This window comes from Rhodopirellula bahusiensis (genome assembly GCF_002727185.1).
GTDB classification, from domain to species: domain Bacteria; phylum Planctomycetota; class Planctomycetia; order Pirellulales; family Pirellulaceae; genus Rhodopirellula; species Rhodopirellula bahusiensis.
In genome coordinates, this window is record NZ_NIZW01000007.1 from 56,724 (window position 1) to 79,450 (window position 22,727).

19 protein-coding genes and 5 tRNA genes are annotated in these 22,727 nt (G+C 56.9%); 19 read left to right on the forward strand and 5 right to left on the reverse strand.

What is annotated here, in order from left to right; all coding sequences use genetic code 11:
* Window positions 1-280: 280 nt before the first annotated feature.
* From CEE69_RS09925 to rplK, 15 genes are all read left to right on the forward strand, one after another.
* On the forward strand, window positions 281-1,723 hold the full coding sequence (locus CEE69_RS09925; protein WP_099260529.1) for a hypothetical protein: 1,443 nt from the start codon (window positions 281-283) through the stop codon (window positions 1,721-1,723).
* Window positions 1,723-3,201, forward strand: coding sequence for a sulfatase family protein (locus CEE69_RS09930; protein WP_099260530.1), 1,479 nt, complete (start codon window positions 1,723-1,725; stop codon window positions 3,199-3,201). Before CEE69_RS09925 ends, CEE69_RS09930 begins: the two co-directional genes overlap by 1 nt.
* A gap of 136 nt (window positions 3,202-3,337) precedes the next feature.
* Window positions 3,338-4,792, forward strand: coding sequence for a sulfatase-like hydrolase/transferase (locus tag CEE69_RS09935; RefSeq protein ID WP_099260531.1), 1,455 nt, complete (start codon window positions 3,338-3,340; stop codon window positions 4,790-4,792).
* Between the two features lie 240 nt (window positions 4,793-5,032).
* Entirely contained in the window at window positions 5,033-7,150 is a 2,118-nt protein-coding gene (gene mutL, locus CEE69_RS09940; RefSeq protein ID WP_099260532.1) for a DNA mismatch repair endonuclease MutL, read from the forward strand.
* A complete protein-coding gene (gene pdxA, locus CEE69_RS09945; protein WP_099260533.1) occupies window positions 7,147-8,202 on the forward strand; it encodes a 4-hydroxythreonine-4-phosphate dehydrogenase PdxA in 1,056 nt (351 codons plus the stop codon). The genes mutL and pdxA overlap by 4 nt, the downstream gene beginning before the upstream one ends.
* The gene (locus CEE69_RS09950; protein ID WP_099260534.1) at window positions 8,187-9,941 is read left to right on the forward strand and encodes a DUF6798 domain-containing protein; all 1,755 of its coding nucleotides are present in this window, start codon (window positions 8,187-8,189) and stop codon (window positions 9,939-9,941) included. The genes pdxA and CEE69_RS09950 overlap by 16 nt, the downstream gene beginning before the upstream one ends.
* A gap of 164 nt (window positions 9,942-10,105) precedes the next feature.
* A tRNA-Thr gene (locus tag CEE69_RS09955) sits at window positions 10,106-10,178 on the forward strand.
* 167 nt (window positions 10,179-10,345) lie between these two features.
* Window positions 10,346-10,427: transfer RNA gene (locus tag CEE69_RS09960), tRNA-Tyr, on the forward strand.
* Between the two features lie 104 nt (window positions 10,428-10,531).
* Window positions 10,532-10,602: transfer RNA gene (locus tag CEE69_RS09965), tRNA-Gly, on the forward strand.
* A 2-nt stretch (window positions 10,603-10,604) separates the two neighbouring features.
* Window positions 10,605-10,676 (forward strand) — tRNA-Thr (locus tag CEE69_RS09970).
* Between the two features lie 217 nt (window positions 10,677-10,893).
* Window positions 10,894-12,090: an elongation factor Tu gene (tuf, locus tag CEE69_RS09975; RefSeq protein WP_099260535.1), complete on the forward strand. Its 1,197-nt coding sequence runs from the start codon at window positions 10,894-10,896 to the stop codon at window positions 12,088-12,090.
* Between the two features lie 70 nt (window positions 12,091-12,160).
* A tRNA-Trp gene (locus CEE69_RS09980) sits at window positions 12,161-12,233 on the forward strand.
* A gap of 121 nt (window positions 12,234-12,354) precedes the next feature.
* Window positions 12,355-12,813: a preprotein translocase subunit SecE gene (gene secE, locus CEE69_RS09985; RefSeq protein ID WP_099260536.1), complete on the forward strand. Its 459-nt coding sequence runs from the start codon at window positions 12,355-12,357 to the stop codon at window positions 12,811-12,813.
* Window positions 12,810-13,517 carry a transcription termination/antitermination protein NusG gene (gene nusG, locus CEE69_RS09990; protein ID WP_099260537.1) on the forward strand — a complete coding sequence of 236 codons (708 nt, stop codon included), beginning with the start codon at window positions 12,810-12,812 and terminating at the stop codon, window positions 13,515-13,517. The genes secE and nusG overlap by 4 nt, the downstream gene beginning before the upstream one ends.
* 147 nt (window positions 13,518-13,664) lie before the next feature.
* A complete protein-coding gene (rplK, locus tag CEE69_RS09995; protein WP_007324993.1) occupies window positions 13,665-14,090 on the forward strand; it encodes a 50S ribosomal protein L11 in 426 nt (141 codons plus the stop codon).
* Between the two features lie 54 nt (window positions 14,091-14,144).
* Here rplK and msrB read toward each other — a convergent pair whose 3' ends face one another.
* The gene (gene msrB, locus CEE69_RS10000; RefSeq protein ID WP_099260724.1) at window positions 14,145-14,738 is read right to left on the reverse strand and encodes a peptide-methionine (R)-S-oxide reductase MsrB; all 594 of its coding nucleotides are present in this window, start codon (window positions 14,736-14,738) and stop codon (window positions 14,145-14,147) included.
* Between the two features lie 270 nt (window positions 14,739-15,008).
* On the opposite strand from msrB, the gene CEE69_RS10005 reads away from it, so the two are divergent.
* Window positions 15,009-16,145 (forward strand): ABC transporter ATP-binding protein, encoded by a 1,137-nt coding sequence (locus CEE69_RS10005; protein WP_099260725.1) that lies wholly within the window; start codon window positions 15,009-15,011, stop codon window positions 16,143-16,145.
* A 75-nt stretch (window positions 16,146-16,220) separates the two neighbouring features.
* Entirely contained in the window at window positions 16,221-16,919 is a 699-nt protein-coding gene (locus tag CEE69_RS10010) for an RsmD family RNA methyltransferase (protein WP_099260538.1), read from the forward strand.
* Here CEE69_RS10010 and CEE69_RS10015 read toward each other — a convergent pair.
* The 4 genes from CEE69_RS10015 to CEE69_RS10030 form a co-directional block, all read right to left on the reverse strand.
* On the reverse strand, window positions 16,894-17,736 hold the full coding sequence (locus tag CEE69_RS10015; protein ID WP_099260539.1) for an alpha/beta hydrolase: 843 nt from the start codon (window positions 17,734-17,736) through the stop codon (window positions 16,894-16,896). The genes CEE69_RS10010 and CEE69_RS10015 overlap by 26 nt on opposite strands.
* 56 nt (window positions 17,737-17,792) lie before the next feature.
* Entirely contained in the window at window positions 17,793-18,785 is a 993-nt protein-coding gene (locus tag CEE69_RS10020) for a hypothetical protein (RefSeq protein WP_099260540.1), read from the reverse strand.
* A 127-nt stretch (window positions 18,786-18,912) separates the two neighbouring features.
* Window positions 18,913-20,139 (reverse strand): S1 family peptidase, encoded by a 1,227-nt coding sequence (locus CEE69_RS10025; protein ID WP_099260541.1) that lies wholly within the window; start codon window positions 20,137-20,139, stop codon window positions 18,913-18,915.
* A gap of 82 nt (window positions 20,140-20,221) precedes the next feature.
* A complete protein-coding gene (locus CEE69_RS10030) occupies window positions 20,222-21,151 on the reverse strand; it encodes a hypothetical protein (RefSeq protein WP_233215097.1) in 930 nt (309 codons plus the stop codon).
* 246 nt (window positions 21,152-21,397) lie between these two features.
* On the opposite strand from CEE69_RS10030, the gene CEE69_RS10035 reads away from it, so the two are divergent.
* The gene (locus CEE69_RS10035) at window positions 21,398-21,829 is read left to right on the forward strand and encodes a hypothetical protein (RefSeq protein ID WP_099260542.1); all 432 of its coding nucleotides are present in this window, start codon (window positions 21,398-21,400) and stop codon (window positions 21,827-21,829) included.
* A 158-nt stretch (window positions 21,830-21,987) separates the two neighbouring features.
* On the forward strand, window positions 21,988-22,701 hold the full coding sequence (locus CEE69_RS10040; protein ID WP_099260543.1) for a hypothetical protein: 714 nt from the start codon (window positions 21,988-21,990) through the stop codon (window positions 22,699-22,701).
* Window positions 22,702-22,727: the final 26 nt, after the last annotated feature.

Genomic DNA, 22,727 nt, shown 5'->3' on the forward strand with positions numbered 1-22,727 from the left:
GAGGTTGCTGTTCGCGTTTTCGAACGCTTTCCCCTCCACAGAACAACGATGAAACCGTTCAGGTACAATGCGCTCGTTTGAATGTCGGTTCAGGGGCACAGACGCAACGTGCGCTCCCATAACCATCGTGCCCTATTGAATCCATTTCAAATCCCCCTCCAACTGCTGGCAATCGGTTGTGCGAACGAGGAACGACACTCAGCTCTCCAACTCGCATCCTTCCCCAGCCCCTCCCTCAGCCCCAAAGGATCGAAGCATGCTCCGTCCTGCGTCCCAGAGAATGACTCTCGCTTTGGTTCTTCTTGGTCTTCTCATTGGCAAAGTGTCCCCAGTACATGGCGAAGATTCCAACCCGGTCTTTCGGGCTGGAGCTGCCACCAGCAACATCACGCCGCCACTGGGTGAGCTGATTGTTGGCGGTTGGAAACCAATTCCGGCCACCAACGTGCACGATGAACTTCACGCTCGCTGCCTCGTGTTGGATGATGGCATGACCAAACTGGCCATCGTCCTCTGCGACAACGTTGGCATCCCCGTGGAAGTCTTCGATCTCGCCAAACAGCAAGCATCCGATGCGACCGGGTTGCCAGTCTTCAACATGCTGTTGGCATCCACGCACACCCATTCGGCAACCACCGCTCGCGGGGACCTGAAAACCGCCAACGAAACCAAACTGACGGATTACCAAACCTTCGTTGCCCATCGGATCTCGGACGGAATCCGTCGTGCGATGGCGAATCTGGAACCGGCCAAGATTGGTTGGGGAAGCGCGGATGAACCGTCGGAAGTCTTCAACCGTCGCTGGTTTGTCACCGACGCCAGCTTGTTGGGCCACCCATTCGGTGGCACCGATCAAGTCCGGATGAATCCACCTCGCGGCAGCTCCAAACTGGATCGCCCCGCGGGTCCGACCGATCCCGAAATCAGCTTCGTCTCAGTACAGAGCCCCGACGGCCGGCCGATCGCCCTGCTGGCAAATTATTCGCTGCACTACGTCGGCGGCGTTCGATCCGGCGAAGTCTCGGCGGACTACTTTGGATACTTCGCGAAATTCATCGAAGAGAAACTGGGGGCAACCAATCAATCGCCACCGTTTGTCGGCATCCTTGCCAATGGCACCAGCGGCGACGTGAACAACATCAACTTCGCTGATAAATCGCCCCGAAAGTACGATCCCTACGAGAAGATGCAGGAGGTTGCAGAGAAAGTTGCCAGCCGCGTGTTCGAAGCCCACCAGCAGATTGATTTCCACGATTGGGTGCCACTCTCCGCCGAGCACACGACGTTGGCGCTGAAGACCAGACAGCCGACACCGGAGATGATCGCGCACTTTGATCAACTCAAACTTAGCGACGACAACAATCCGAGAAGCGGTCATCGCCGCGAAGAGATCTATGCCGATCGAATCGCGAAAATTTTGGCGGGGCCCAAGGAAGTGGAGATCCAACTGCAGGCTCTTCGCATTGGCGATTTGGGAATCGCCGCGATCCCGTTTGAAACGTTCACCGAAACGGGGCTGGAACTGAAAGACCGCAGCCCCTTCCAAGACACCTTCACAATCGAGCTCGCCAACGGCTCCTTCGGGTACCTGCCGACACCGCCGCAACATCGTTTGGGCGGCTATGAAACGTGGCTCGGGACCAACTACGTCGAGAAGGAAGCAACCACCAAAATCGTCGCAGCGTTGCTGGAGATGTTTCAACGCCAACTAGAGGACAACTGATGCGTTGGCTTGTTGGATGGATCGTGACGCTGCTTACAACGTCACCGTTGCTCGGCATCGGAACGGCAGCCGAGCCAACCAAACCGAATTTCATCATCGTCTACTGTGACAACCTTGGTTACGGCGACATCGAACCCTTCGGATCGACGTTGCATCGAACGCCCAACTTGAATCGCATGGCAAGGGAAGGGCGAACGTTTACCCATTTCTGCGTCACGGCCGGCGTCTGCACCCCATCGCGTGCCAGCATCATGACCGGATGCTATGCGCAACGAGTCGGAATGCATTTGAACGATCGCGATGGTGCGGTTCTGCGACCTGTCTCTGCTTATGGTTTGCATCCCGATGAGATCACCATCGCGGAGATTCTTAAGCAACAGGACTACTCCACCGCATTGGTTGGAAAATGGCATCTGGGTGATCAACCGGAATTCCTGCCGACCCGTCAGGGGTTTGATTGGTTCTTTGGAGTGCCTTACTCCGACGACATGACCAAGCGGGTTTGGCAGCGAGATGGATCGCACTGGCCACCTCTGCCTCTCATGGAAAACGAGACCGTCATCGAAGCCCCGTGCAACCGAGACGGATTGACCAATCGTTACACAGAAGGGGCGATGCAGTGGATCGCCGAGCACAAGGAGGAACCGTTCTTCCTGTACTTCCCACAAGCCATGCCTGGCAGCACCAAGACACCGTTTTCCAGCGACGCTTTTCGCGGCAAAAGCCAGAACGGTCCTTGGGGAGACGCGGTCGAAGAATTGGATTGGTCGATCGGTCAGATGCTGGACCAGCTCGTCGAACTGGGCATCGCAGAAAACACCTTCGTGATCTGGACCTCCGACAACGGTGCCCCCATCAACCGCGATCCTGATGACTTGAGCCGAGGTTCCAACTTGCCGCTTCACGGTCGCGGGTACACGACCAGCGAAGGTGCCTTTCGTGTTCCCACGATCGTCTGGCAACCCGGCAAAGTACCCGCCGGGACTCAATGTGACGAACTGGCGACCACGATGGATTTATTGCCTACGTTTGCGAATCTAGCCGGATGTGAACTGCCGTCGGATCGCAAACTCGATGGCCACGACATCGCTCCGCTGCTGTTTGGTGAACCCAACGCCAAGACGCCGTACGAAGCGTTCTACTACTACCACCAAGATCAACTGCAAGCCATCCGCTCCGGTCCCTGGAAAATGTTCTTGCCCGTCGACACATCCCCCGGACACCCGCACTTCAACGCTTCGCAAAAACCAACAACGCTTCTGTTCAACGTTGTGGATGACATCGTTTGCCAACACAACGTTGCCGAGACGCGTCCTGAGATCGTTGCTCAACTGACTGCGTTGGCCGAACAAGCTCGTCAGGACTTGGGTGACAAAGATCGCCCCGGCCAGGGCCAACGACTGATCGGAAAGGCCGCGGACGTTTCGCCTCGACGCTTGGAAACGCTGCCGAGCGAATCCGTCCAACCGGGTTCGTGATCTCGAACAATTGGGGTCCATCTCGTGAGCCGTTTGGGCATTAGCCCCGGCTGTACTTGGAAACCGTGGCTACCGCCAAACGGCTCAGATACCCGATGACACCTGCCTACCTGTTTGACTCCCTTAAGGCTCCAACATGTCTCCCATCCATATCAATCCACGGGTCGTCCCACTCACCGTTTGGGTAATGGCTGCTCTGTGCTTTCATGCCTGCGTCCCCACTTCGCTGAGAGCCGATTCCAGCGACCGTCCGAACATTGTGCTGATCCTTGCGGACGACCTCGGCTACGGAGACCTGGGTTGTTATGGCAACGACGAGCAAGCAACGCCGGCCTTGGATCGGCTAGCCAGGCAAGGTGTTCGCTGGACGGAGGCCTATGCCAACGGCCCAGAATGCTCGCCCACTCGAGCGGCGCTCTTAACAGGTCGCTATCAACAACATGTGGGCGGTTTGGAATGTGCAATCGGAGTCGGCAATGTTGGACGCTATGACGATGCGATTCGTTTGCACTTGGTCAACGAACTGGGTTTGCCCGCCGACAGGCCAACGTTGGCGAAGCGTCTGTCCGACGTCGGTTATGAAACGGCATTGTTCGGAAAATGGCACCTGGGTTACGAAGCCCAATTCTCACCGATGCAACATGGATTTGAGGAAGCGTTGTACTGCATCGGCGGTGCGATGGATTACTACCACTACCTCGATTCGGTCGCCACGTACAACCTGTTCCGCAACGGCAGGCCGATCAGCGGCGAAGGCTACTTCACGGACACGATCACCGATCACGCCGTGCAATATGTTCGCGACCGGAACGACAGTGAGCAGCCTTTCTTTCTGTACTTGCCCTACACCGCACCACACACGCCTTATCAACCGCCAGGCCAGTCTCCCGTCGATCCGCTGCCGCTTGATTCACCACTTTGGAAACAGAGCGACGATCCGCCCGGTGTCTACCGATCGATGGTGCGTCACATGGACGAAGGCATCGGGAAGGTGCTGCACGCGATCGAGGAATCTGGAATGACCGATCGCACGCTGGTGATTTTCGCCAGCGACAATGGTGGCACGTCGGCGAGTCGCAACGAACCACTGCGAGGAATCAAAGGCCAGACGTTTGAGGGAGGAATCCGTGTTCCCTTGATCGCTCGTTGGCCCGGCCATTTGCCAGAAGACACAGTCAGCCAGCAAGTCACGATCACATTCGATCTGACCGCATCGATGCTGGCCGCCGCTGGGATCACTCCCGCCCAAGAAGACGCGATGGAAGGGATCGACGTCCTGTCGCTGGCCGCTTCGGGTGAACCGCCTCAACCCCGCACGCTGCATTGGCGAAAACCCCGCGACCCTCAAGTCTGGGGCGGCATCCGGGACGGGAACCTGAAGTATGTCCGTCAAGAAAAAGCCACCACCGACGGCCGAACAACGATCCGGGAATGGCTCTTCAATCTGGCCGATGACATCGGCGAACAGAATGATTTGGCCTCGCAAAACCCTGGTGAGCTGGACCGCCTGAGAGGAGAGCACCTGGCCTGGGAACAAGCGGTGAGAAACAATCGCCGAGGCAGGCCAGGGTGGAAACCGTCGACAGACTGACGGCTCTCCTAGCCCACCAATGTGGCATAGGCTTCCAGACCACGTTCCTCGACCACAGACTGGAATCCTATGCCGCAAACGGGCAGTCAAAACGCCGCGGTTCTGGCAACGCTGCCGGTTGCGAGGGATTTTCCGGCCGTTTCGGCGAATCGTTTCCTCCATGGCGAGAACCGGTCAATCTGCTTCTTCGCCGAACGATGATCCTGGTGCGATCTGGGCCTGGCGCGGTAAGTTGTGGCCATGAACACGCCCACCGCCACGACCGCCAAGCCACCTCGCATCATCCGCCAATTGCCGGCCCATCTGGTCAATCAAATCGCCGCTGGCGAGGTGATTGAACGGCCCGCCTCGGTGGTCAAAGAATTGCTCGAGAACAGCATCGATGCCGGTTCGACTCGGATTGAACTGAGCCTCGAGGGTGGCGGCGTCGAGCTGATCCGAATCAGCGACGATGGCTGCGGGATGACCGCCGAGCAATTGCCGCTGGCCGTGACCAGCCACGCGACCAGCAAGCTGCCCGACGACGAATCGCTGTTCCACGTCGGCACCCTCGGTTTTCGCGGCGAAGCCCTGGCATCAATCGCCAGCGTTTCTCAAATGACCATCCGAAGCCGAGCCGAAGGCGAAGAGGGCGGTTGCCAGATCGACATTCGCGGCGGAGTGATCGAGACGCCGGGACCTTGCGGTTGCCCGGTCGGCACCGTGATCGAAGTCCGGAACCTGTTCTTCAACACCCCGGTTCGCCGCAAGTTCCTGAAGACCCCGCAAACCGAACGCGGGCACATCGTCGAAGCCTTCACGCGTTTGGCCCTTGCCAACCCGAAGGTTCACTTTGTCCTTCGCAACGGCGACAAGGAGATGTTCGACCTCTTGCCGACGCCTCGTTGGGCAGACCGCATTGAGTCTTTCTTTGGAACTGAAATCTCCGAAGGGTTGATTCCGATCGAGAACCAAGATGAAACCGTTCAGATCACCGGTTACGCTTGCGATCCGTCGGTCAGTCGCGGCAACAACCGAATGCAGTATTTGTTTCTCAACGGCCGTCACATTCGCGACCGCGCGCTGCAACATGCTTTGGGGGAAGCCTACCGCGGCATGTTGATGGTCGGTCGACATCCGGTTTGTTTCCTACGAATGCGGATGCCCGCGGACATGATCGATGTCAACGTGCACCCCGCCAAACTCGAGGTTCGCTTCACCGACAGCGGACGTGTGTACAGCCGGTTATTGCAAACGCTTCGCCAGCGTTTCCTTTCGACCGACATGACTCAACGTGTGGGATCCAATCCGGTTCCGGCTCCGATGAGCGAAGAGGAGCAACGCCAGACCGCTCCCGAATCGGTCATGGGCATGCGTCCCAACGAAGTCGACCAGCAACGCCAGTCGGTGATCGAATGGGCCCGAACCGGTGGACCTCCGTCGGGATCATCCGCGACGTCGAACACTCAAATGCTGGGTGGAGCCAGCGGCACGCCGGACTTTCGACCGTTCGGCGAATCCAATTCAATCGGCCACGGATCACAATCCGCCACGGACATGACTGGCCAATCCGCTCCGCTCGCTTCGCCGAACACCTGGTCACCGGGATCCGCTGCCGGTGTCGATTCGCCTCGCCCATCGACAGCCGCCGAAGGCATTGAGATGACGCCGTGGGATGGCGACAACTCGGGTAGCTTCAACGCGAATGATCCGGGAACAGCCGGCTCGTCGCACGACGCAGCTCTGGCCGCCGGCGTTCCCACACCGAGCGTGAGTCACCTTGGGTTCCAAGTGCACCAGCGCTATCTCGTCACGCAAGACGAGAAAGGCATGGTTGTGATCGATCAGCACGCTCTGCACGAACGTGTGCTCTACGAACGTGTCTGCCAAAAAGTGCTTCATGAAGACGCTTCTTTGGAAGCCCAACAGTTGCTGGTTCCGGAACCCGTTTCGCTGACTCCTGCCGAGCGAGCTGCGGCTCTCGAGGTGAAGGACACGCTCAGCCGAATCGGTTTGGAAATCGAGGACTTCGGTGGCGAAACGATTCTGATTCAGTCGTACCCAGCGATGCTGCCAAACAAGCCGCCTGCGGACATGTTGCGAACCGTTTTGGAATCGGTGATGGGCGCCGGCCGAGATCCCAACCCGAAGGATTTGCTGAATCACTTGCTCAGCACCGTCGCTTGCAAAGCCGCCGTGAAAGCGGGCGATCCACTGTCTCCGGAAGAGATCACCAGCCTGCTGGAACAGAAGGACTTGTACCAAGAAACGCACCATTGCCCACACGGTCGGCCAACCGCTTTGTTCTTCAGTCGTGATGAACTCGATCGCATGTTCGGTCGACTGGGACCACGTGGCCGAGCCTCGGTGTCGCCATGACGGACGCGAATCAATCGCGCCCCAAGCTGGCCATCACGATGGGGGACGCCGCCGGAATCGGCCCCGAAATCGCTCTTCGAGTCTGGAATTCACCGGAGGTTCAGTCACTGGGTTACCCGCTGCTGTTTGGCGACGCGGCCATCTACCAACGCGCCGCGAAAGAACTCGGTTGTGACTGCCCCGGCACAATCTCGCTGGCCGAGTTTTTGGTCATGCCAAAGCAGGCGTTACCGAGTGACGCACCGCACGGGTTGATTGTCGATTGTGGGAAACTCACCGCAGAAGAACTCGATGACTTCACCCCCGGAAAATTCAGTGCCGCGACCGGGCGAGCCTCCTATCAATCCGTCACCGACGCGATTGACGCGGCGGTCTCAGGTCACGTCGACGCGATTGTAACGGGGCCCATCCAAAAGGAAGCCTGGCATCAAGCCGGGATCGACTTTCCCGGTCACACTGAGTTGCTGGCCGATCGAGCGGGCAGGGCAGTGCAGGGCGAACCAGCAGACGTTCGCATGATGCTGGCCAGCGACACGATCGCCTGCGTTCTTGAAACGATCCACATTCCGCTGGCCGATGTGGCGTCGCAGCTGAACACCGAATCTTTGGTTCGTACGATCGACTTGGCGGGTGAAACGGTTCAACGCCGCAACCAAAATCGCGGCAGCTTGTTGCCGCCTCGCATTGCCGTTTGCGGACTGAATCCACATGCGGGTGAAAACGGATTATTCAGCCACCGAGAGGAAGAACAGATTATCGCACCGGCGATTGAATCAGCGAGACAATCTGGATGGACGATCGAAGGACCTTTGTCACCTGACACTGCGTTCACGCCCGCGATGCGAGAACGAATCGACATCTACGTTTGTATGTATCACGACCAAGGACTAATTCCATTGAAAGCGTTGTCGTTCGACGACGCGGTCAACGTGACACTGGGACTGCCGATCATTCGCACCAGCGTTGACCACGGGACGGCCATGGATCTGGCTTGGCAAGGCAAAGCCAGCGTCAATAGCATGTTGGCAGCGATCCGGTGGGCGGTTCCGTGACGACGTCGGAGTCAACGTTGGAACCGCAAACTCAGCCAGCGCGATCTTCGCTGATTTGGAGCTGGTTGGCCTTGATGGGCGTGTGCTTTTTGTACGCTGGCGATGCTGCCCCTGGAGTCAACGAAGCTCACTACTTGGTGAAGGCCAAAAACTTCTGGCAACCCGATTGGTGCGCCAATGATCTTTTCGCGTCATCGGGCAAAGCTCACGCGACCTATTACTGGCTGTTCGGTTGGCCGACTCAATTTGTCTCGATGAATGCAACCGCTTGGATCGGACGTGTTGTCGGATGGTCATTGTTGGCGGCGGGGCTGCTTCGACAGACCCAAGCGATGCGAATGCCACCGATCAGCAGCGTATGGGTCATGGTCATTTGGATCCTCGGCATCCAGCATGGAAACCTTGCTGGTGAGTGGGTCATCGGCGGAATCGAGGCGAAGGTTCCCGCCTACGGGTTGGTACTTTTCGGATTGGCGGACATTGTCCAGCGGCGTTGGTCGCGAGGCTGGGTCTGGCTGGGTGCCGCGGCCGGATTTCATGTGCTGACTGGTGGCTGGTCCGTGGTCGCCGCCGCGTTCGCATTTTGGATCACCGAGCGTGGCCCCAAACGTTGGCGGGTTTCCGAGTTGGCCGGCGAACCAGCGGGCGAGGATGCCGGACCGATCCCCGCCTTTTTCAGCCGAGGTTTGTTCCTTGGGGGAGCCCTGTCCCTGGTCGGGCTGGTTCCCGCCGCCGCGATGTCGTGGGGAGCAACCGAGGCCGAGCAAGTTTCAGCAGCTCGGATCTACGCCTACTTCCGAATCTCGCACCACTTGATGCCCGCAGCATTTCACGCTGATTGGTATGTCCGGCATGCCATCCTGACACTCGTTTGCTTGGTGGGGCTGAATACTGTTTGGCGGCGAACATCCGGTGCCAAGAACGGCCTCACGCCCGAAACATGGGCAATCGCGGCGGACCAAGCGATTGCGTTCCGAATCCTGGGCTGGTTTGCCATCGGCTCGATGACGATCAGCTTGGTGGGATTGCTGGTCGGATTGCTTCCGGCGGTGTATCCCGATCAGGCCGCCAAGCTGCTGCGATTCTATTGGTTCCGACTGGCCGATGCGGTCACACCGCTGACGCTGGCGTTCTTGGTGGTCCATTTCTTTTGGCAAAGATCGACTCTTTCACGAAAACCAGCCACCACTGCGATCAACGCCGACCTGGCCCGGATCTGGATTGGACGAGCCGGAATGGCCGTCGTGGTTGGTTTCTTTGCCGACGCCTGCTGGGAAAAGACTCAGACTGGGGTACCAGTTTCAGTCAGCAATCGGCTGCTGGGGCTCAATGCGGATGCGGACTACGCCGAACAGAGGCGGACGATGGAGGACTGGATCGCAGTTTGCCAATTTGTTCGAGCCAGCACTCCCGAGGACGCGGTGCTGCTAACGCCGAGGCACCAACAAACATTCAAGTGGTACGCGCATCGGGCCGAAGTGGTCAACTGGAAAGACACACCTCAAAACGCGGTGGCGTTGCGGGAGTGGGCCAAACGGTTCCTGGAGGTTTACCCGTCTCGGCTTTCGACCATGCGGGTCACGATTCGGTACGACGATTTGCGGACCATGCGGTCCAAATATGGTTGCGACTGGATCATCGTGGACCGCCGCGTCGTGGGTCCCGAATTGCCGCTGGTACAGATTTATCCAGCCGCGAATCAACGGAATTCAACCTATGCGGTGTACCAACTCCCTTGACGGACAGACCTTTTGGCTTTTTACGACAAAATTCGCCCAAGAATTTTGTGGGGACGCCAATTTTGACCCTATTCCGTCTTGTCGCCTGTTCGCGGATCGGTACACTCTGCCTTCCCCATCGCAAGGCCGGTATCTCGGTTCTCGCGCGGGGTGAACTTGAGCTGGCCAACGTAGCTCAGTTGGCAGAGCAGCTGATTTGTAATCAGCCGGTCGTGGGTTCGAATCCCTCCGTTGGCTCTTGCGAATTCGATTCAACGCCAATGGCGATTGAACCGAACAACAGACAACCAAAACAGTCTGCCAAGCAAGTTCAGAGAAGAAGACGAGAATTGGGTGTGAAAGCACCAAAAAGAAGAAGTCACTCGAATCGCAAGCCACACTTTTGATTCGAAGAACATGATTTTGGGGGTTTGCCCGAGTGGTTAAAGGGGGCGGACTGTAAATCCGCTGGCTCTGCCTACACAGGTTCGAATCCTGTAGCCCCCATGGAAGAAGCTGTTAGCAAACGGCGAATCGTTGCTTGTTTTCCGCCCCCGACGGGGTCAACAGGAAAGCCGGCCATGAGCTGCCAATTGCTAGCAGACGGTAATGCGGGTGTAGCTCAATGGTAGAGCAGCAGCCTTCCAAGCTGAATACGAGGGTTCGATTCCCTTCACCCGCTTCGCTGCTGTAGCTCAGGGGTAGAGCGCCTCCTTGGTAAGGATGAGGTCATGGGTTCAAATCCCATCAGCAGCTTCAAGTCGCTCAAAGTTGGGTTCCCGATCGGGGACTGATTTTGAGTGCAACATCGTTTTTGTTTCGTTTCGATTTTCAAGTAGATCGAATGCGATCAACACGGCCGAATTGCCGGCGAGTAACCGTGGGTGTGAACGCGGTCGACGGCAGCAAGGGTTTTCGAGGAGCGTATCTCCCCGAGAACAGTGGTGCGGATCGCGAATGCAGGTGAACCAGAATGGCTAAGGACAAATTTGAACGTACCAAGCCCCACGTCAACGTAGGTACGATTGGTCACATTGACCATGGAAAAACGACGACGACGGGTGCGATCCTCGCTGTTCAAGCAGCAAAGGGCTTGGCTGAAGCGAAGGGTTACTCTGATATCGCCAAGGGCGGTACTGTCCGTGACGCGACGAAGACTGTGACCATCGCGGTCGCTCACGTTGAGTACGAAAGTGAAAATCGTCACTACGCTCACATCGATTGCCCCGGCCACGCTGACTTTGTCAAGAACATGATCACCGGTGCCGCCCAGATGGACGGTGCGATCCTGGTCGTGTCGGCAGCTGACGGCCCGATGCCACAAACCAAAGAACACGTGTTGCTCGGTCGCCAGGTTGGCGTTCCTTACATCGTTGTGTACTTGAACAAGTGTGACTTGGTCGACGACGAAGAATTGCTCGAACTCGTCGAACTCGAAGTTCGCGAATTGCTCAGCAAGTACGACTACCCAGGCGACGACGTTCCTGTCGTTCGTGGTAGCTCGCTGCCAGCTTACAACAACCCAGCTGACCCAGAAGCCAGCAAGTGCATCACCGAGTTGATGGAAGCACTTGACTCGCACATTCCTGAGCCTACCCGTGAAGACGACAAGCCATTCTTGATGGCAATCGAGGACGTCTTCTCGATCGAAGGTCGTGGTACGGTTGCTACCGGACGTATCGAGCGTGGTGTCGTGAAGGTCGGCGAAGAAGTCGAAATCATTGGTTTGGGCCCTAACTCGACCAAGACCACCTGCACCGGCGTCGAAATGTTCCGCAAGGAAATGAACGAAGGCCGTTCGGGCGACAACGTCGGTTGCTTGCTTCGTGGTGTCAAACGCGAAGACATCCAACGTGGTCAAGTCTTGGCAAAACCAGGCAGCATCACGCCTCACACCAAGTTCGAAGCAGAAGTTTACTGCTTGAGCAAAGACGAAGGTGGCCGTCACACGCCATTCTTCAGCGGTTACCGTCCACAGTTCTACTTCCGCACGACTGACGTCACCGGAACGGCCAACTTGGTCGGTGCCGACATGTGCATGCCTGGCGATAACGTCAAGGTTGAAGTTGAATTGCACAAACCAATCGCCATGGATGACGGCGTTCGCTTCGCTATTCGCGAAGGCGGCCGTACCGTTGGTTCAGGCGTTGTGACCAAGATCATCGAATAATCTGCGTTTGCAGAAAGTTACATGTAGGCGATAAGCTGTTAGCTGATAGCTAGTAGCTTATCGCTGTTTCAGGGGCGTAGCTCAATTGGCAGAGCACTGGTTTCCAAAACCAGCGGTTGTGAGTTCGACTCTCGCCGCCCCTGCTGTCCAGAATTCTGGTTTGCCCCCACGATCAAGAGGATGTGATCGCGGAAGAGGTCCGAGCAAACTGGCCCATGACCAATTTGGCTCAACACCAGAATCAATTCACGAAGGAGTCCACGGGTGTCCAAAGATCTAACCCAATCCGGCACGGCCGGCGCCGGAGGCAGTTCGCTGAGCAGCGAACTGTTCCATGCTGGTGTGTACAAAGCCAACCAAGGCCGGATTGTTCGCCAACTGACGGCTCTCGCCGTTTGGGTGATCGTCACGTTGGGTTGCTGGCGTTTGTATTCGTTCCTCCCTGCTGCCATGGGAGAATCCTCCCTCGCTGCACGAGCCATCCCGGCTGCGTTGCTGGCCGCTGGGCTCTGGTTCGGATTCAGAGTCGTCAACTGGCCTCGATTCGCCGATTTCTTGATCGCCGTCGAAGCGGAAATGAACAAGGTGACTTGGCCGAGCAAGGATGAACTGATCCGAGCTTCCGTGGTCGTGATTTTCACTATCTTCTTCCTTGCCATCACATTGTTCCTGTTCGATGTTCTCTGGCAATTCATCTTCAACTTCATCGGGGTAACATCGTGAGTGATGAAGACGTGAAAGACGTCGACTCGCCAGAAACCGAAGTCGCTCCCGCCGCTTCTGAAACACCGGCACCAGAGACTTCGGCAGCCGAAGCCCCCGCGCCCCCGCCTCCGGCTCCTGTTGACCCCAACGCACCGCCCAAACCAGAAGTGGACGATGAGTCCCCGATGGATTGGTACATCCTAAAAGTCGCGTTCAACCGCGAAGATTCCATTGCCGAAGCCCTTCGCAAGAAGGTTCGCATGGAAGACATGGGTGAGTTCTTTGGTGACATCGTCGTGCCATCCGAAGACGTGGCCACGTTCACTCGAGACGGCAAACGCCGCGTCAGCAAGCGAAAATTGTTGCCGGGTTACATCATGGTGTACATGTCGATTAACGACGACACCTGGTTCCTCGTTCGTGAAGTCGGTGGTATCAGCGATTTCACCGGTTCGGCTGGCAAACCGATGCCAATGGAACCCGAAGACGTCGAACGTTTCGTCAATCGCCCCGCGGTGGACGACGAAGACGAAACCCCGATCAAAACTGCGATTCCATTCAAAGTCGGCGATCGTGTTCGCGTCAAAGAAGGCAACTTCGAGAATCAAGAAGGCGAAGTCGATGTGGTCGACGAAGCCAACGGCCGCGTGACAGTGATCATCAACATCTTTGGACGCAGCGTCCCGATGGAACTGGATCACTGGCAAGTCGAGCCTTTGTAAAATGCCTCTTGCTGCTAGGCATTAGCGGCAAGCGTTATTATCCTCATCCATCCCACTTCAAACACCTCAGATTGCGTTGGCCTTTCAGCAGAACGCTGCACCTTAAGAGCTAACCGCTAATCGTTAAAAGCTAAAAGCTGTTTACCCATGGCAAAACAAGTCACCGGCCAAGCCAAGTTCCAAGTCCCCGGCGGTCAAGCCACTCCTGCACCTCCTGTCGGTACATCGCTGGGTAAATACGGCGTGAACTTGGGACAATTCGTCCAACAGTTCAACGATCGCACCAAGGAATACAACGGCACGCCGATTCCTGTGATCGTGACCGTTTACAACGATCGTAGCTTTGACTTCATCACCAAGAGCCCACCAGCCGCGTCGATGCTGATGCAATCCGCTGGCATCGCCAAAGGCAGCGGTGTCCCCAACAAGGACAAAGTCGCAACGGTCACCCGTGCTCAGTGCGAAGAAATCGCTCAAAAGAAGATGGAAGACCTCAACGCTCGCGATATCGATCAAGCCACCCGCATGATCGAAGGCACCGCTCGCAGCATGGGCATCATCGTCGACGGTTGATCGACGGTTGGCAGCTCAGTTGATTTGGTAGCCCAGCCGCATCTTGACGCTGGGCTATTTTTTGCTCTCGGACTTTGCTTCGATGAATTTCATCGAAGCACTGTTCATGCAAAATCGCTTGCCCGACGGTGCTGGGCCATCGTCAAACAGGTGCCCCAGGTGTGCTTCGCAACGCTTGCAGTGCACCTCCGTCCGCGGATACAGCATCTTGTAGTCCGTCTGGTAGCCAACGGCGTCTTTCGCGATTGGCAAATAGAAACTAGGCCAACCGGTTCCTGACTTGAACTTGGTCTTGCTGTCGAACAGTGGCTTGTCACAGACGATGCAGTGATACTCGCCCCTCTTTTTGTTGTTCCAATAGGCGTTCCGAAACGCTGGCTCCGTGGCAGCATTCTGAGTCACATCGTATTGAATCCGGTTCAGTTTCCTTCGAAGCTCAGCCTTTGTCGCAGGAATGTACTCTTCCTCGGATATCGTGTCCGACTCATCCGCGCCTTCCTGAGTGACCTTCAGAGCAGACGTTGATCCGCTCGATGAATCGGATTCGTCGGCTTGCAGTGCCAATCCCCCGAGCAGCAATCCGCTTGCTCCGATGAGGGCGAGAGCCAGTTTGTGTAGCGAGCCAAAACGCCATGAACGAGAATGCATTGTTTGGTCTCCAGAGTCGGAATGGGTGCCAAAATCTTGCTGAAACACCACCATTGTAATGGGCCGGCACCTCTTTCGGCCGCCAAATCCCCGGAACGACGCCCCCACCACAGGTTCTGACGCCGGCGAATTGCCCAAAATCTTGGCTTTTGAGGAATGTCAAACAGCGGAGACGACCGCGTGAAAAGACGGCCAGTCGTGCGGCTCGATGAGTTTTTGGGCCACTACAATGCGTGCAAATACTCTCTCCGCCCAGCCATGATTTTGCCAATGCCCACCCACTCGCTCGAGATCGCCGGACTCACGCTCGACCGAGGCTCCAAGAGAGTGGTGGACTCTTTCGATCTGTCGCTCGCTCCCGGAGAATACTGCGTCGTCCTGGGACCCAGTGGCTGCGGAAAAAGCACGCTGTTGCATGGCATCGCGGGTCTGATTTCGGTTGCACGCGGATCGATCACGATTGACGGCACCGATGTGACTCATGAGGCGGCTCGCAAGCGAAACGTTGGCTTGCTGTTCCAGCACGACACGATGTACCCGCACCTGACCGTCCAGCAAACACTCCAGATCGCGGCTCAAGCCAATCCAACACGAAACCTGTCTGCGACTCAACTGGACCAACAAATCCGAGTCATTTCGGAGACCATGAACCTGGACCCGGGGTGGCTGCCCCGGCGCCCAGATACGCTCAGCGGCGGACAACGTCGGCGAGTTGCCCTCGCCAAGACACTGATTCGCAATCCTTCCGTCTGCTTGCTCGACGAACCGATGGCCGCGATCGATCGCTTGGCTTCGGAGCGATTGATGGAGCGGTTGGCGGACGTTTCCAACCAGGCCGAATCAACCACGTTTGTTCACGTCACCCACGACGGGGAAGAGGCCATGCGTTTGGCCGACAAGATCGTCGTGATGTCGGAGGGACAAATCTTGCAGGTTGGGTCTCCGGGAGAAATCTATCGGTCACCCAACTCGTCGGAGGTGGCACTCGCACTCGGGTCGCCCTCGTGCAACTTGCTGTCGCTGAGAGAGGTGATTCGGGCGTGCCCGCAAATAGGCGAAGTGATTGAACTGCCGGACGGTCAATCGCTCAATGAACTCGTTCTGTTGCTACGTCCCGAGACGATTCAACTGCTCGAACCCGCTTCCGACCAGAACAACGCGTCCACTGCGACCGAATCGGGCGAGTGGCAGTTCCCGGCAATCGTCTTGGAACGGCGCAATCTCGGTGGCCGCACGCTCCTCCGCCTGCAACCCATCAGCAACGAAAACGCTCCACCGCTCTCGGTCACCATCGCTGAAAGCTGGATCCCGGCAAAGACGGGAACTCGGTGGATTTTCCAAACCCCGATCTCAAAACTTCGAGTCGTCGCCGGGTCGCCTCAACACACCAATTCCCCGGCAATTTGAATCATCACTTTCCTGCCCAACGCTCAGCACATTCAAGACCTGTGGCGGGACAGATTCGTAGGTTACGATGTCTCGATGAAATCGAAACGCACCAACAATCGACGCGGCAAGCCCAAGCAACGAAACCTCAAGGGTGGGACCGATGACGGCAAGCCAACCAAGCTGAGAATCATCGGCGGTGACATGCGTGGCCGGCCGGTGACCTACCACGGCGAGGAATTCACTCGGCCGATGCGCGACAGCGTTCGCGAAAATCTGTTCAACATTTTGGGCCGAGCCTGTCGCGGCACGATCGCATTTGACCTGTTCGCCGGCACCGGTGTGCTGGGCCTGGAATCGATCAGCCGCGGTTCCACCTGCGCTGTCCTGGTCGAACCGATGCGAAAGGCGATCGCCCAAATTCGAGACACGACCGAGCGGCTCGGCATTGAAGACAAAGTCCGCTTGGTGACGGGCGACGCATTCGCGTTGGCCGATCAATTGCTGAAGCCATCCAGTCCGGAAGACGACACCGCTTGGATCGTCTTCCTCAGTCCGCCGTATCGCATGTGGACCGACCCGGAGTACTATCCCAAGCTGAAGTCGATCATCGTCCGAGTCCAGCAATACGCTCCTCCCGGCAGCGTCCTGGTCGTCGAGACCGACAACACGTTTGACCTGGAACAACTGCCGCCTGGCGACTGGGACATCCGAACCTACGGCATCACTCACCTAGCGTTCTTGGAACCCGGCAACGTGTGCGGCTTGGTCACTCCTTTTCCAGTTCCTGAATGAACCGCCGCAGCAAAGGATGGGAAGGATCTGCCATCTGACCGTGGTTGTATCCGTCGAGTTCCATCAACTTGGTATGAGGGTGACCGACGACTTGCATCATCCGCCAAAGGTAAGCGTTCTCCTCATAACGACCAAGCATTTCGAGTTCGCGATCGCCAGTGATCAATAGCAACGGCGGAGCATCCTTGCGAACATGGAACAGCGGCGCCATGTCATCGATGATCGGCTGACGCTCGCCGACACCGTTCTCCTTGCGAACCGTGAAGTGCGTGATCGTGTGACCGCTATAAGGGATCAAACCTGCAATCTGATTCGCATCGATGTCATGCTCAGCGAGCCAACGTTGGTCCAATCCGACCATGCTGGTTAGGTACCCGCCGGCCGAATGACCACTGACGTAGATGCGTTTGGGATCGCCACCGTATTGCTCGATGTTCTTGAAAACCCAAGCCACCGCGGCCGCGGCATCTTCCACGTACGCCGGTGATTTAACTTTGGGATGCAAGCGGTAATTCACCGCTGCAACGGCAATTCCTTGATCAAGCAAACCTTCGGGAAAAGATTTGCTTCCACCGGTCAGTCCGCCGCCGTGGAACCAAACCACGGTCGAGAATCCCTTTTCATCGGTTGGATGAATCAGATCGAGACGGCAACGCTCTTTCTCGTAGTCCGTCAGATCGTCCCCGGACCGATAGAGCAAGTCTTTGAACGTTTGAGTTGCGTGTTTAGACGCGGTCGAATCTTGTGCGGTGACCGAACCAACACAAACGAAAAGAATCGCAACGAGTGCGATTCGCGAGTCAACAATTCTGTGCACTTCAAAACCTCATGCAGCGGGACGATGGAACCGCTGCATGATAGTCGATCGAAGATTCACGAACGTGTGAAGTTGAGTCCACCGTTGGTGCCACCGCCAACTCGAAAGACAAAGCCACCGTTCTGGCTGGCCGTCCAAGTGCCTTCCATCTTTTGAAGATCTTGCGAACGGACCAAAGTCAGGCTGCCGCCATCCAAACGATACTGGCCGGCGAACTGGCTGGTCTTTCCCGACTTGGAAGCAACCCAAACAAACGAGCCATCGGAATTCAACTCCAGCGACACTGATTGCTCACCGGGCAAGGAAACGTTCCACGATCCCACGTGAGGTTGGGCAGGCGAGCTGACACTGGAAGCTGGCGTGGCCGATCCAAACGTTGGGATTTGCGAGGAAGCCGCTTCTGGTTGAGTTGCTGGTGAGGCGGCTGGTGCAGGTGTCGCGGTTTGAGTCGGTGCGGTCGCTTGGGTTGGCTTCGCAGCACGTTGATTGATCGAGGCCAACATAGCGAGAGCCGATGCTTCCGCCGATGCAGCGGGCTGAGTCGCGGGAGCAGCCTGGGTCGCTTGCTGCGTTTGAGCTTGTTGCTGAACCGGTGCTTGTTGCTGCGCGGGTACTTGTTGCTGAACCGGTGCCTGACGCGCTGGTGCAGCTTGCGAGCCTTGAACCTGCTGGGCGGCGAAGTTGTTCGGGGCAGGTTGCTGACTCAGCGATTGCTGGCCGACCTGTTGCTGCGGAGCGAACTGTTGCCCCGAAACAGGCTGGCGGGATACGGGCTGACCTGCGAACGACTGCGAAGCGACCGGCGAAGGCTGAACGCTGATCGGAGCGTTGTGATAGACCGGAGCCTGACGATAGGTGGGCTGGATCGACGAGTAGTGAGGTGTCGATGATGGGTAGCGATTGGTCGTGCGAGACGAGTGGATCTGCGACACGATTCGCGAAACTCCGCTGCGACGGGCTCCGCCACAGGCTTGGGCTTCGACGGCTGTTCCAGCAACGGTGCTGATCACGGAAGCGGCCAAGATCCATTTTTTAGCTTGAATTTTCATCGTTCTGTCTCCGGTCTTTGGAAAGTTTGAATTCGCGTCGCGGCGATGTCTTCGCCTTACAAACTGCCAAGCGGCAGACTTCTGAATGCGTTACAGAGAAACTTCGATTTTCTTGAATGCCCAAAATTCACTTGGCCAACCACGACGCCAGGGTCTGGGTCGACGACTCGGTTTTGGTTTCTTCGGGCGTCTTGGATTTCAGTTGTTTGCTCATCGCTCCCGCAATTCGGGCGACATAGTCGATCGAGGCCGCCACGGCTTCATCAGGTGCGGTCGCATCCAATTTCGCGACGTACAGGATCAAAAACTCGCCCGCCCCGTTTTTTTCCACGACCCAGCCACCAATTTTCGTGGCAGAGTTTTGACGCATCAGCCGCATCATCAGCTCGGCCGAGGGCTCGTCACTGCTGACCGAAACCAACGACCAAACCTTTCGCACGTCCGCACGCTGGAAGTACTCAGTGTCCTTCGCAACAAAGACGGACTGCGTCGTCCCCGAAGAAAGCTTTTGCTTGACCTCGTAGTGACCGGTCGAATGCAATTCGAAATCCACCTCCGCGTTCTTCAGAACCACCTTGGTGCCCAAAGGAGCAGCTTTCCAAGGGCTTTTGACGAACGCTTCGATCTCCTGAACGTCCACGCAGTAGCTGACTAGGTTCTGCGAGGGCGAGAACGACTGGGCAATCGCGATCAATTCGCCAGCTTGGTTGACGACGGGACCGCCGCTGTCGCCCGGTTTGATTGGCGTCTGAGTTTCGACAACGCGAAAATCGTGCTCGCCGTGATCTGATTTGAATTTCTTCTGATAAATCGAACGGACCGTGCCGCTGGTGTAGACCCACAGGACGTCGGAACCGCCGGGATTGCCGATCAAATCGACTGATTCGCCGGTCGTGACGCTCGTCTCCGCCATCGCGATCGCTTCGGCTCGCTCAGGCACTTCCGCCAACTCAATCAGGGCCAAATCAAGCTTGCGATCGACGGCAACGATCCGGCCGGGCTGAGCCAATTTCAGCACCGAATCCAGGTATTGCTTGCGTTTGACCATCGTTTCGCCGTTCTTTTTCTCGGGAAAGAACACCACGGCGGTGCGACTGTCACCGACCACGTGAGCGTTGGTCAGAACCAGCTTTTTGTCCGCATCGATGAAGACGCCTGTCCCGGTGGAGGTTTGGTCTTCCCCGTTCGCCGTGATGATCCACACGGTCGATGGAAGGACTTTTTTGTAGGTTTCCCCGCCCGCCATGGCGTTGGTCGTTTGAAGCGAGATGACCAGCATGACAGCCGGGCAGAGCACCGACATCCAACGGTGAAAAGCAATTCGAAGCATTCGAGTCAGGCGGCAGCGAAACATTGGATCACCTCATCAGATCAGGTGTGGTGCGGTAAAGGGAACAAAAGACCAAGCGTGATCTCTCGGCTGGTGTTACCGAAAATCACTTCTGACGCTTGAAATTCACTTTCACGGTGCCGATTTCCAGCTCGAACTGGTCGGCGTCGCTCCACGTCAGCGGAAAAACCAACGGATCTCCCGAGTCCGCTTTCAGAGAAAACTTGCCGTCCTTCAGCGAGTACTTGCCGGACGACACCGTCGATTTGGAATCCTTGACGTGAACCAATTGGAACGTCCCCGATCCCTCCGAAGCCGCTTTCAGATCGATCGCGTAGGCTTCACCAGACACGGGAGTCGCCAGCCATTGACCGACCAGCGAGGACTCAACGACTGCCGCTTTCGCCGTGTTTTCCGCTGGTTTGGCTCGAAACTGCGACCAAGCTGCTGAGTTTTCCACAGCGAATTGGCTGAGTGATTGCAGTTTTGACCGCAACGATTCCGTGGTCAGCCCCACCGCCGACATCGTCGAACGCAGCACCAACTGCCCCTGCTTTCCAGCCTCCGCCGATTCGCGATTGATCCCAAAGAAAGTCGCCTGGGTCGCTTGCCCGGCTTCCATCAGCGACAGCCAAATCGCTCGCTCATTCTCAAGGGAAGCTTCGCCAAGCGTCACGAGTGCCATTTCAAAAACCACCTTTGGCGAATCGCCTTGGATGGTCATGCGAGTCGAGAAACTCCATTTGTCCGATTGGCTGACCAACCGAATCGCACCGAATTCGCGAACGGCTTCTTCATCGATCTCTTTCGCCAGCGGAAAGAGTTGGTCCAGGTCTTTGACCGAGTCCACTTTCGCAGCTCCGGCCTGAATCGTGATGGCGGCCTGGTTGGCTTCGCTGGACGACTTAGAAGAAGCCGTCGTGAAAACGGAATCGATCGCGACTTTCGAGAACAGTTCGTCTTCCGCCAAACCGCGAGCGGCGGGCAGAACAACGCACAACAGGGCCAGGCAAAGACTTCGGTGAGTGAGACGCATGGGTTCGCTCGTTTGTCAGAGGAAAGAAGGATCACGCACGCGTGTGGGCGATGCTTTCCAAGCGAAACCTCGGGTTCATTGTTACAGGTTCGATGTTTCAAAAACAAATTCGTTTTTTCCAGTAACAACTTTGGGCCTCCTCCGCTTAGCCGTTCAGTCACAAGACGAACGACAGCGAAACGACGCGGCAAACTCGCTGGCGACTTTCTTACAACGCCGCAAAACAAACTTCCTGGAGACTGAACGATGTCCAAACGAACTCTGATCACCGCTGCCATGGCCATGACCTTCTGCTTGGTTGGCACCGCCGTGAAAGCCGACGACAACCTGCTCGCTCGATTGGCTGCCGCCGAAAGTAACAACACCGCCGACATCGAGAACATCGACGAAGCTTCGGCCGAAGACATGGAACTCGGACTGGCCGATGTCGAATCACTGCTCAACGACGGCGAAGACGAAGTCGATTCAGAAGAGGCAGTCGCAGCTTGCTACCGTCGCTTCCGTGGCAGCTACGGGTACCGCAGCTATGGCCATCGCAGCTACGGCTACTCCCACTACAACTCGTACTACAGCCCCTACAGCTACTCGTCTTATCACTACACACCAGTCGTGCACTACAAGCCTGTCGTGCACCACTACTACACCCCCGTCTACACAAGCTACTGGGGATGCTGGTGAGCCGCAGCAGTACGATTCACAGCACGGTGATTCACTTCACCGAGTGATCGCACCAAAGCAACGCATCACCCACATCGCACGGCATGCCCGGTACATCCCACCAGTGGATTGCCGGGCTTTTTCATGAATCAACCACCACATCGACAAGGTTCAATCCCATGTATCGCACATCTTTTTCCGTGAAGGCACTCAACACGGCCATCCTGTTCATCGCCTTCGTGACCATCGGCATCGTCGCATGCCAAGGCCAGGGCTTCATCGTTCCTCCTGATGACATCGGCGACTTGGAAATTGTCGAAGTCAAACAACTCCCCGTCGTCGATCAATCCTGTGGTCCACGCTTCGGGATCGTGATCGCCAACAAAAGCAATCGCTGCGTCAAAGACTTCCACGTCACTGCGATTGGTTCGCTGGGACAAGCGTTGCCGCATTCGCCTCGCACCACCGTGGTCGCTGGACAAATCCCCGCCAACGGAGCCCTGCAAGTCGAAGTCTCCTTGCCGATTGAGACGCTCGCGATGGGCAACCGCGGTGGGCTGATCATTGGCCTGCAACACTTGACCGTGATCATCGACAGTTGGGACGAGTACTTCGAATGCAACGAGTTCAACAATCGCAAATGCTTCTCGATGGATTCCTTGCCAATCGAAACCGTCGAGGCGGTGACGGTCGAAACAGTCACGGAAGTCGCTCCTGCAACTTCATCTCAGCAAACCACCGTGCAGTCCAACACGGCACCTCCAGCCAACATTGCTCCGCAGACCAGCGGCATCAATCAACCGGCTCCCGCCGCGGCCGCGGTTTCACCTCAAGATCCGCTGCGTTCAGCAATCGCACAAATCACACCGAACGGCAACAACCCTTCGCAGTGATTTGCTTCGACAAGTCTCCCTCCAAC

Coding starts and splice junctions, on each gene's coding strand:
- CEE69_RS10030 (WP_233215097.1), bottom strand. CDS start 21,151: ATGCGTCTCACTCACCGAAGTCTTTGCCTGGCCCTGTTGTGCGTTGTT.
- mutL (WP_099260532.1), top strand. CDS start 5,033: ATGAACACGCCCACCGCCACGACCGCCAAGCCACCTCGCATCATCCGC.
- CEE69_RS10040 (WP_099260543.1), top strand. CDS start 21,988: ATGTATCGCACATCTTTTTCCGTGAAGGCACTCAACACGGCCATCCTG.
- CEE69_RS10005 (WP_099260725.1), top strand. CDS start 15,009: ATGCCCACCCACTCGCTCGAGATCGCCGGACTCACGCTCGACCGAGGC.
- CEE69_RS10025 (WP_099260541.1), bottom strand. CDS start 20,139: ATGTTTCGCTGCCGCCTGACTCGAATGCTTCGAATTGCTTTTCACCGT.
- CEE69_RS10035 (WP_099260542.1), top strand. CDS start 21,398: ATGTCCAAACGAACTCTGATCACCGCTGCCATGGCCATGACCTTCTGC.
- rplK (WP_007324993.1), top strand. CDS start 13,665: ATGGCAAAACAAGTCACCGGCCAAGCCAAGTTCCAAGTCCCCGGCGGT.
- CEE69_RS09925 (WP_099260529.1), top strand. CDS start 281: ATGACTCTCGCTTTGGTTCTTCTTGGTCTTCTCATTGGCAAAGTGTCC.
- msrB (WP_099260724.1), bottom strand. CDS start 14,738: ATGCATTCTCGTTCATGGCGTTTTGGCTCGCTACACAAACTGGCTCTC.
- tuf (WP_099260535.1), top strand. CDS start 10,894: ATGGCTAAGGACAAATTTGAACGTACCAAGCCCCACGTCAACGTAGGT.
- CEE69_RS09930 (WP_099260530.1), top strand. CDS start 1,723: ATGCGTTGGCTTGTTGGATGGATCGTGACGCTGCTTACAACGTCACCG.
- CEE69_RS10010 (WP_099260538.1), top strand. CDS start 16,221: ATGAAATCGAAACGCACCAACAATCGACGCGGCAAGCCCAAGCAACGA.
- CEE69_RS10020 (WP_099260540.1), bottom strand. CDS start 18,785: ATGAAAATTCAAGCTAAAAAATGGATCTTGGCCGCTTCCGTGATCAGC.
- CEE69_RS09935 (WP_099260531.1), top strand. CDS start 3,338: ATGTCTCCCATCCATATCAATCCACGGGTCGTCCCACTCACCGTTTGG.
- pdxA (WP_099260533.1), top strand. CDS start 7,147: ATGACGGACGCGAATCAATCGCGCCCCAAGCTGGCCATCACGATGGGG.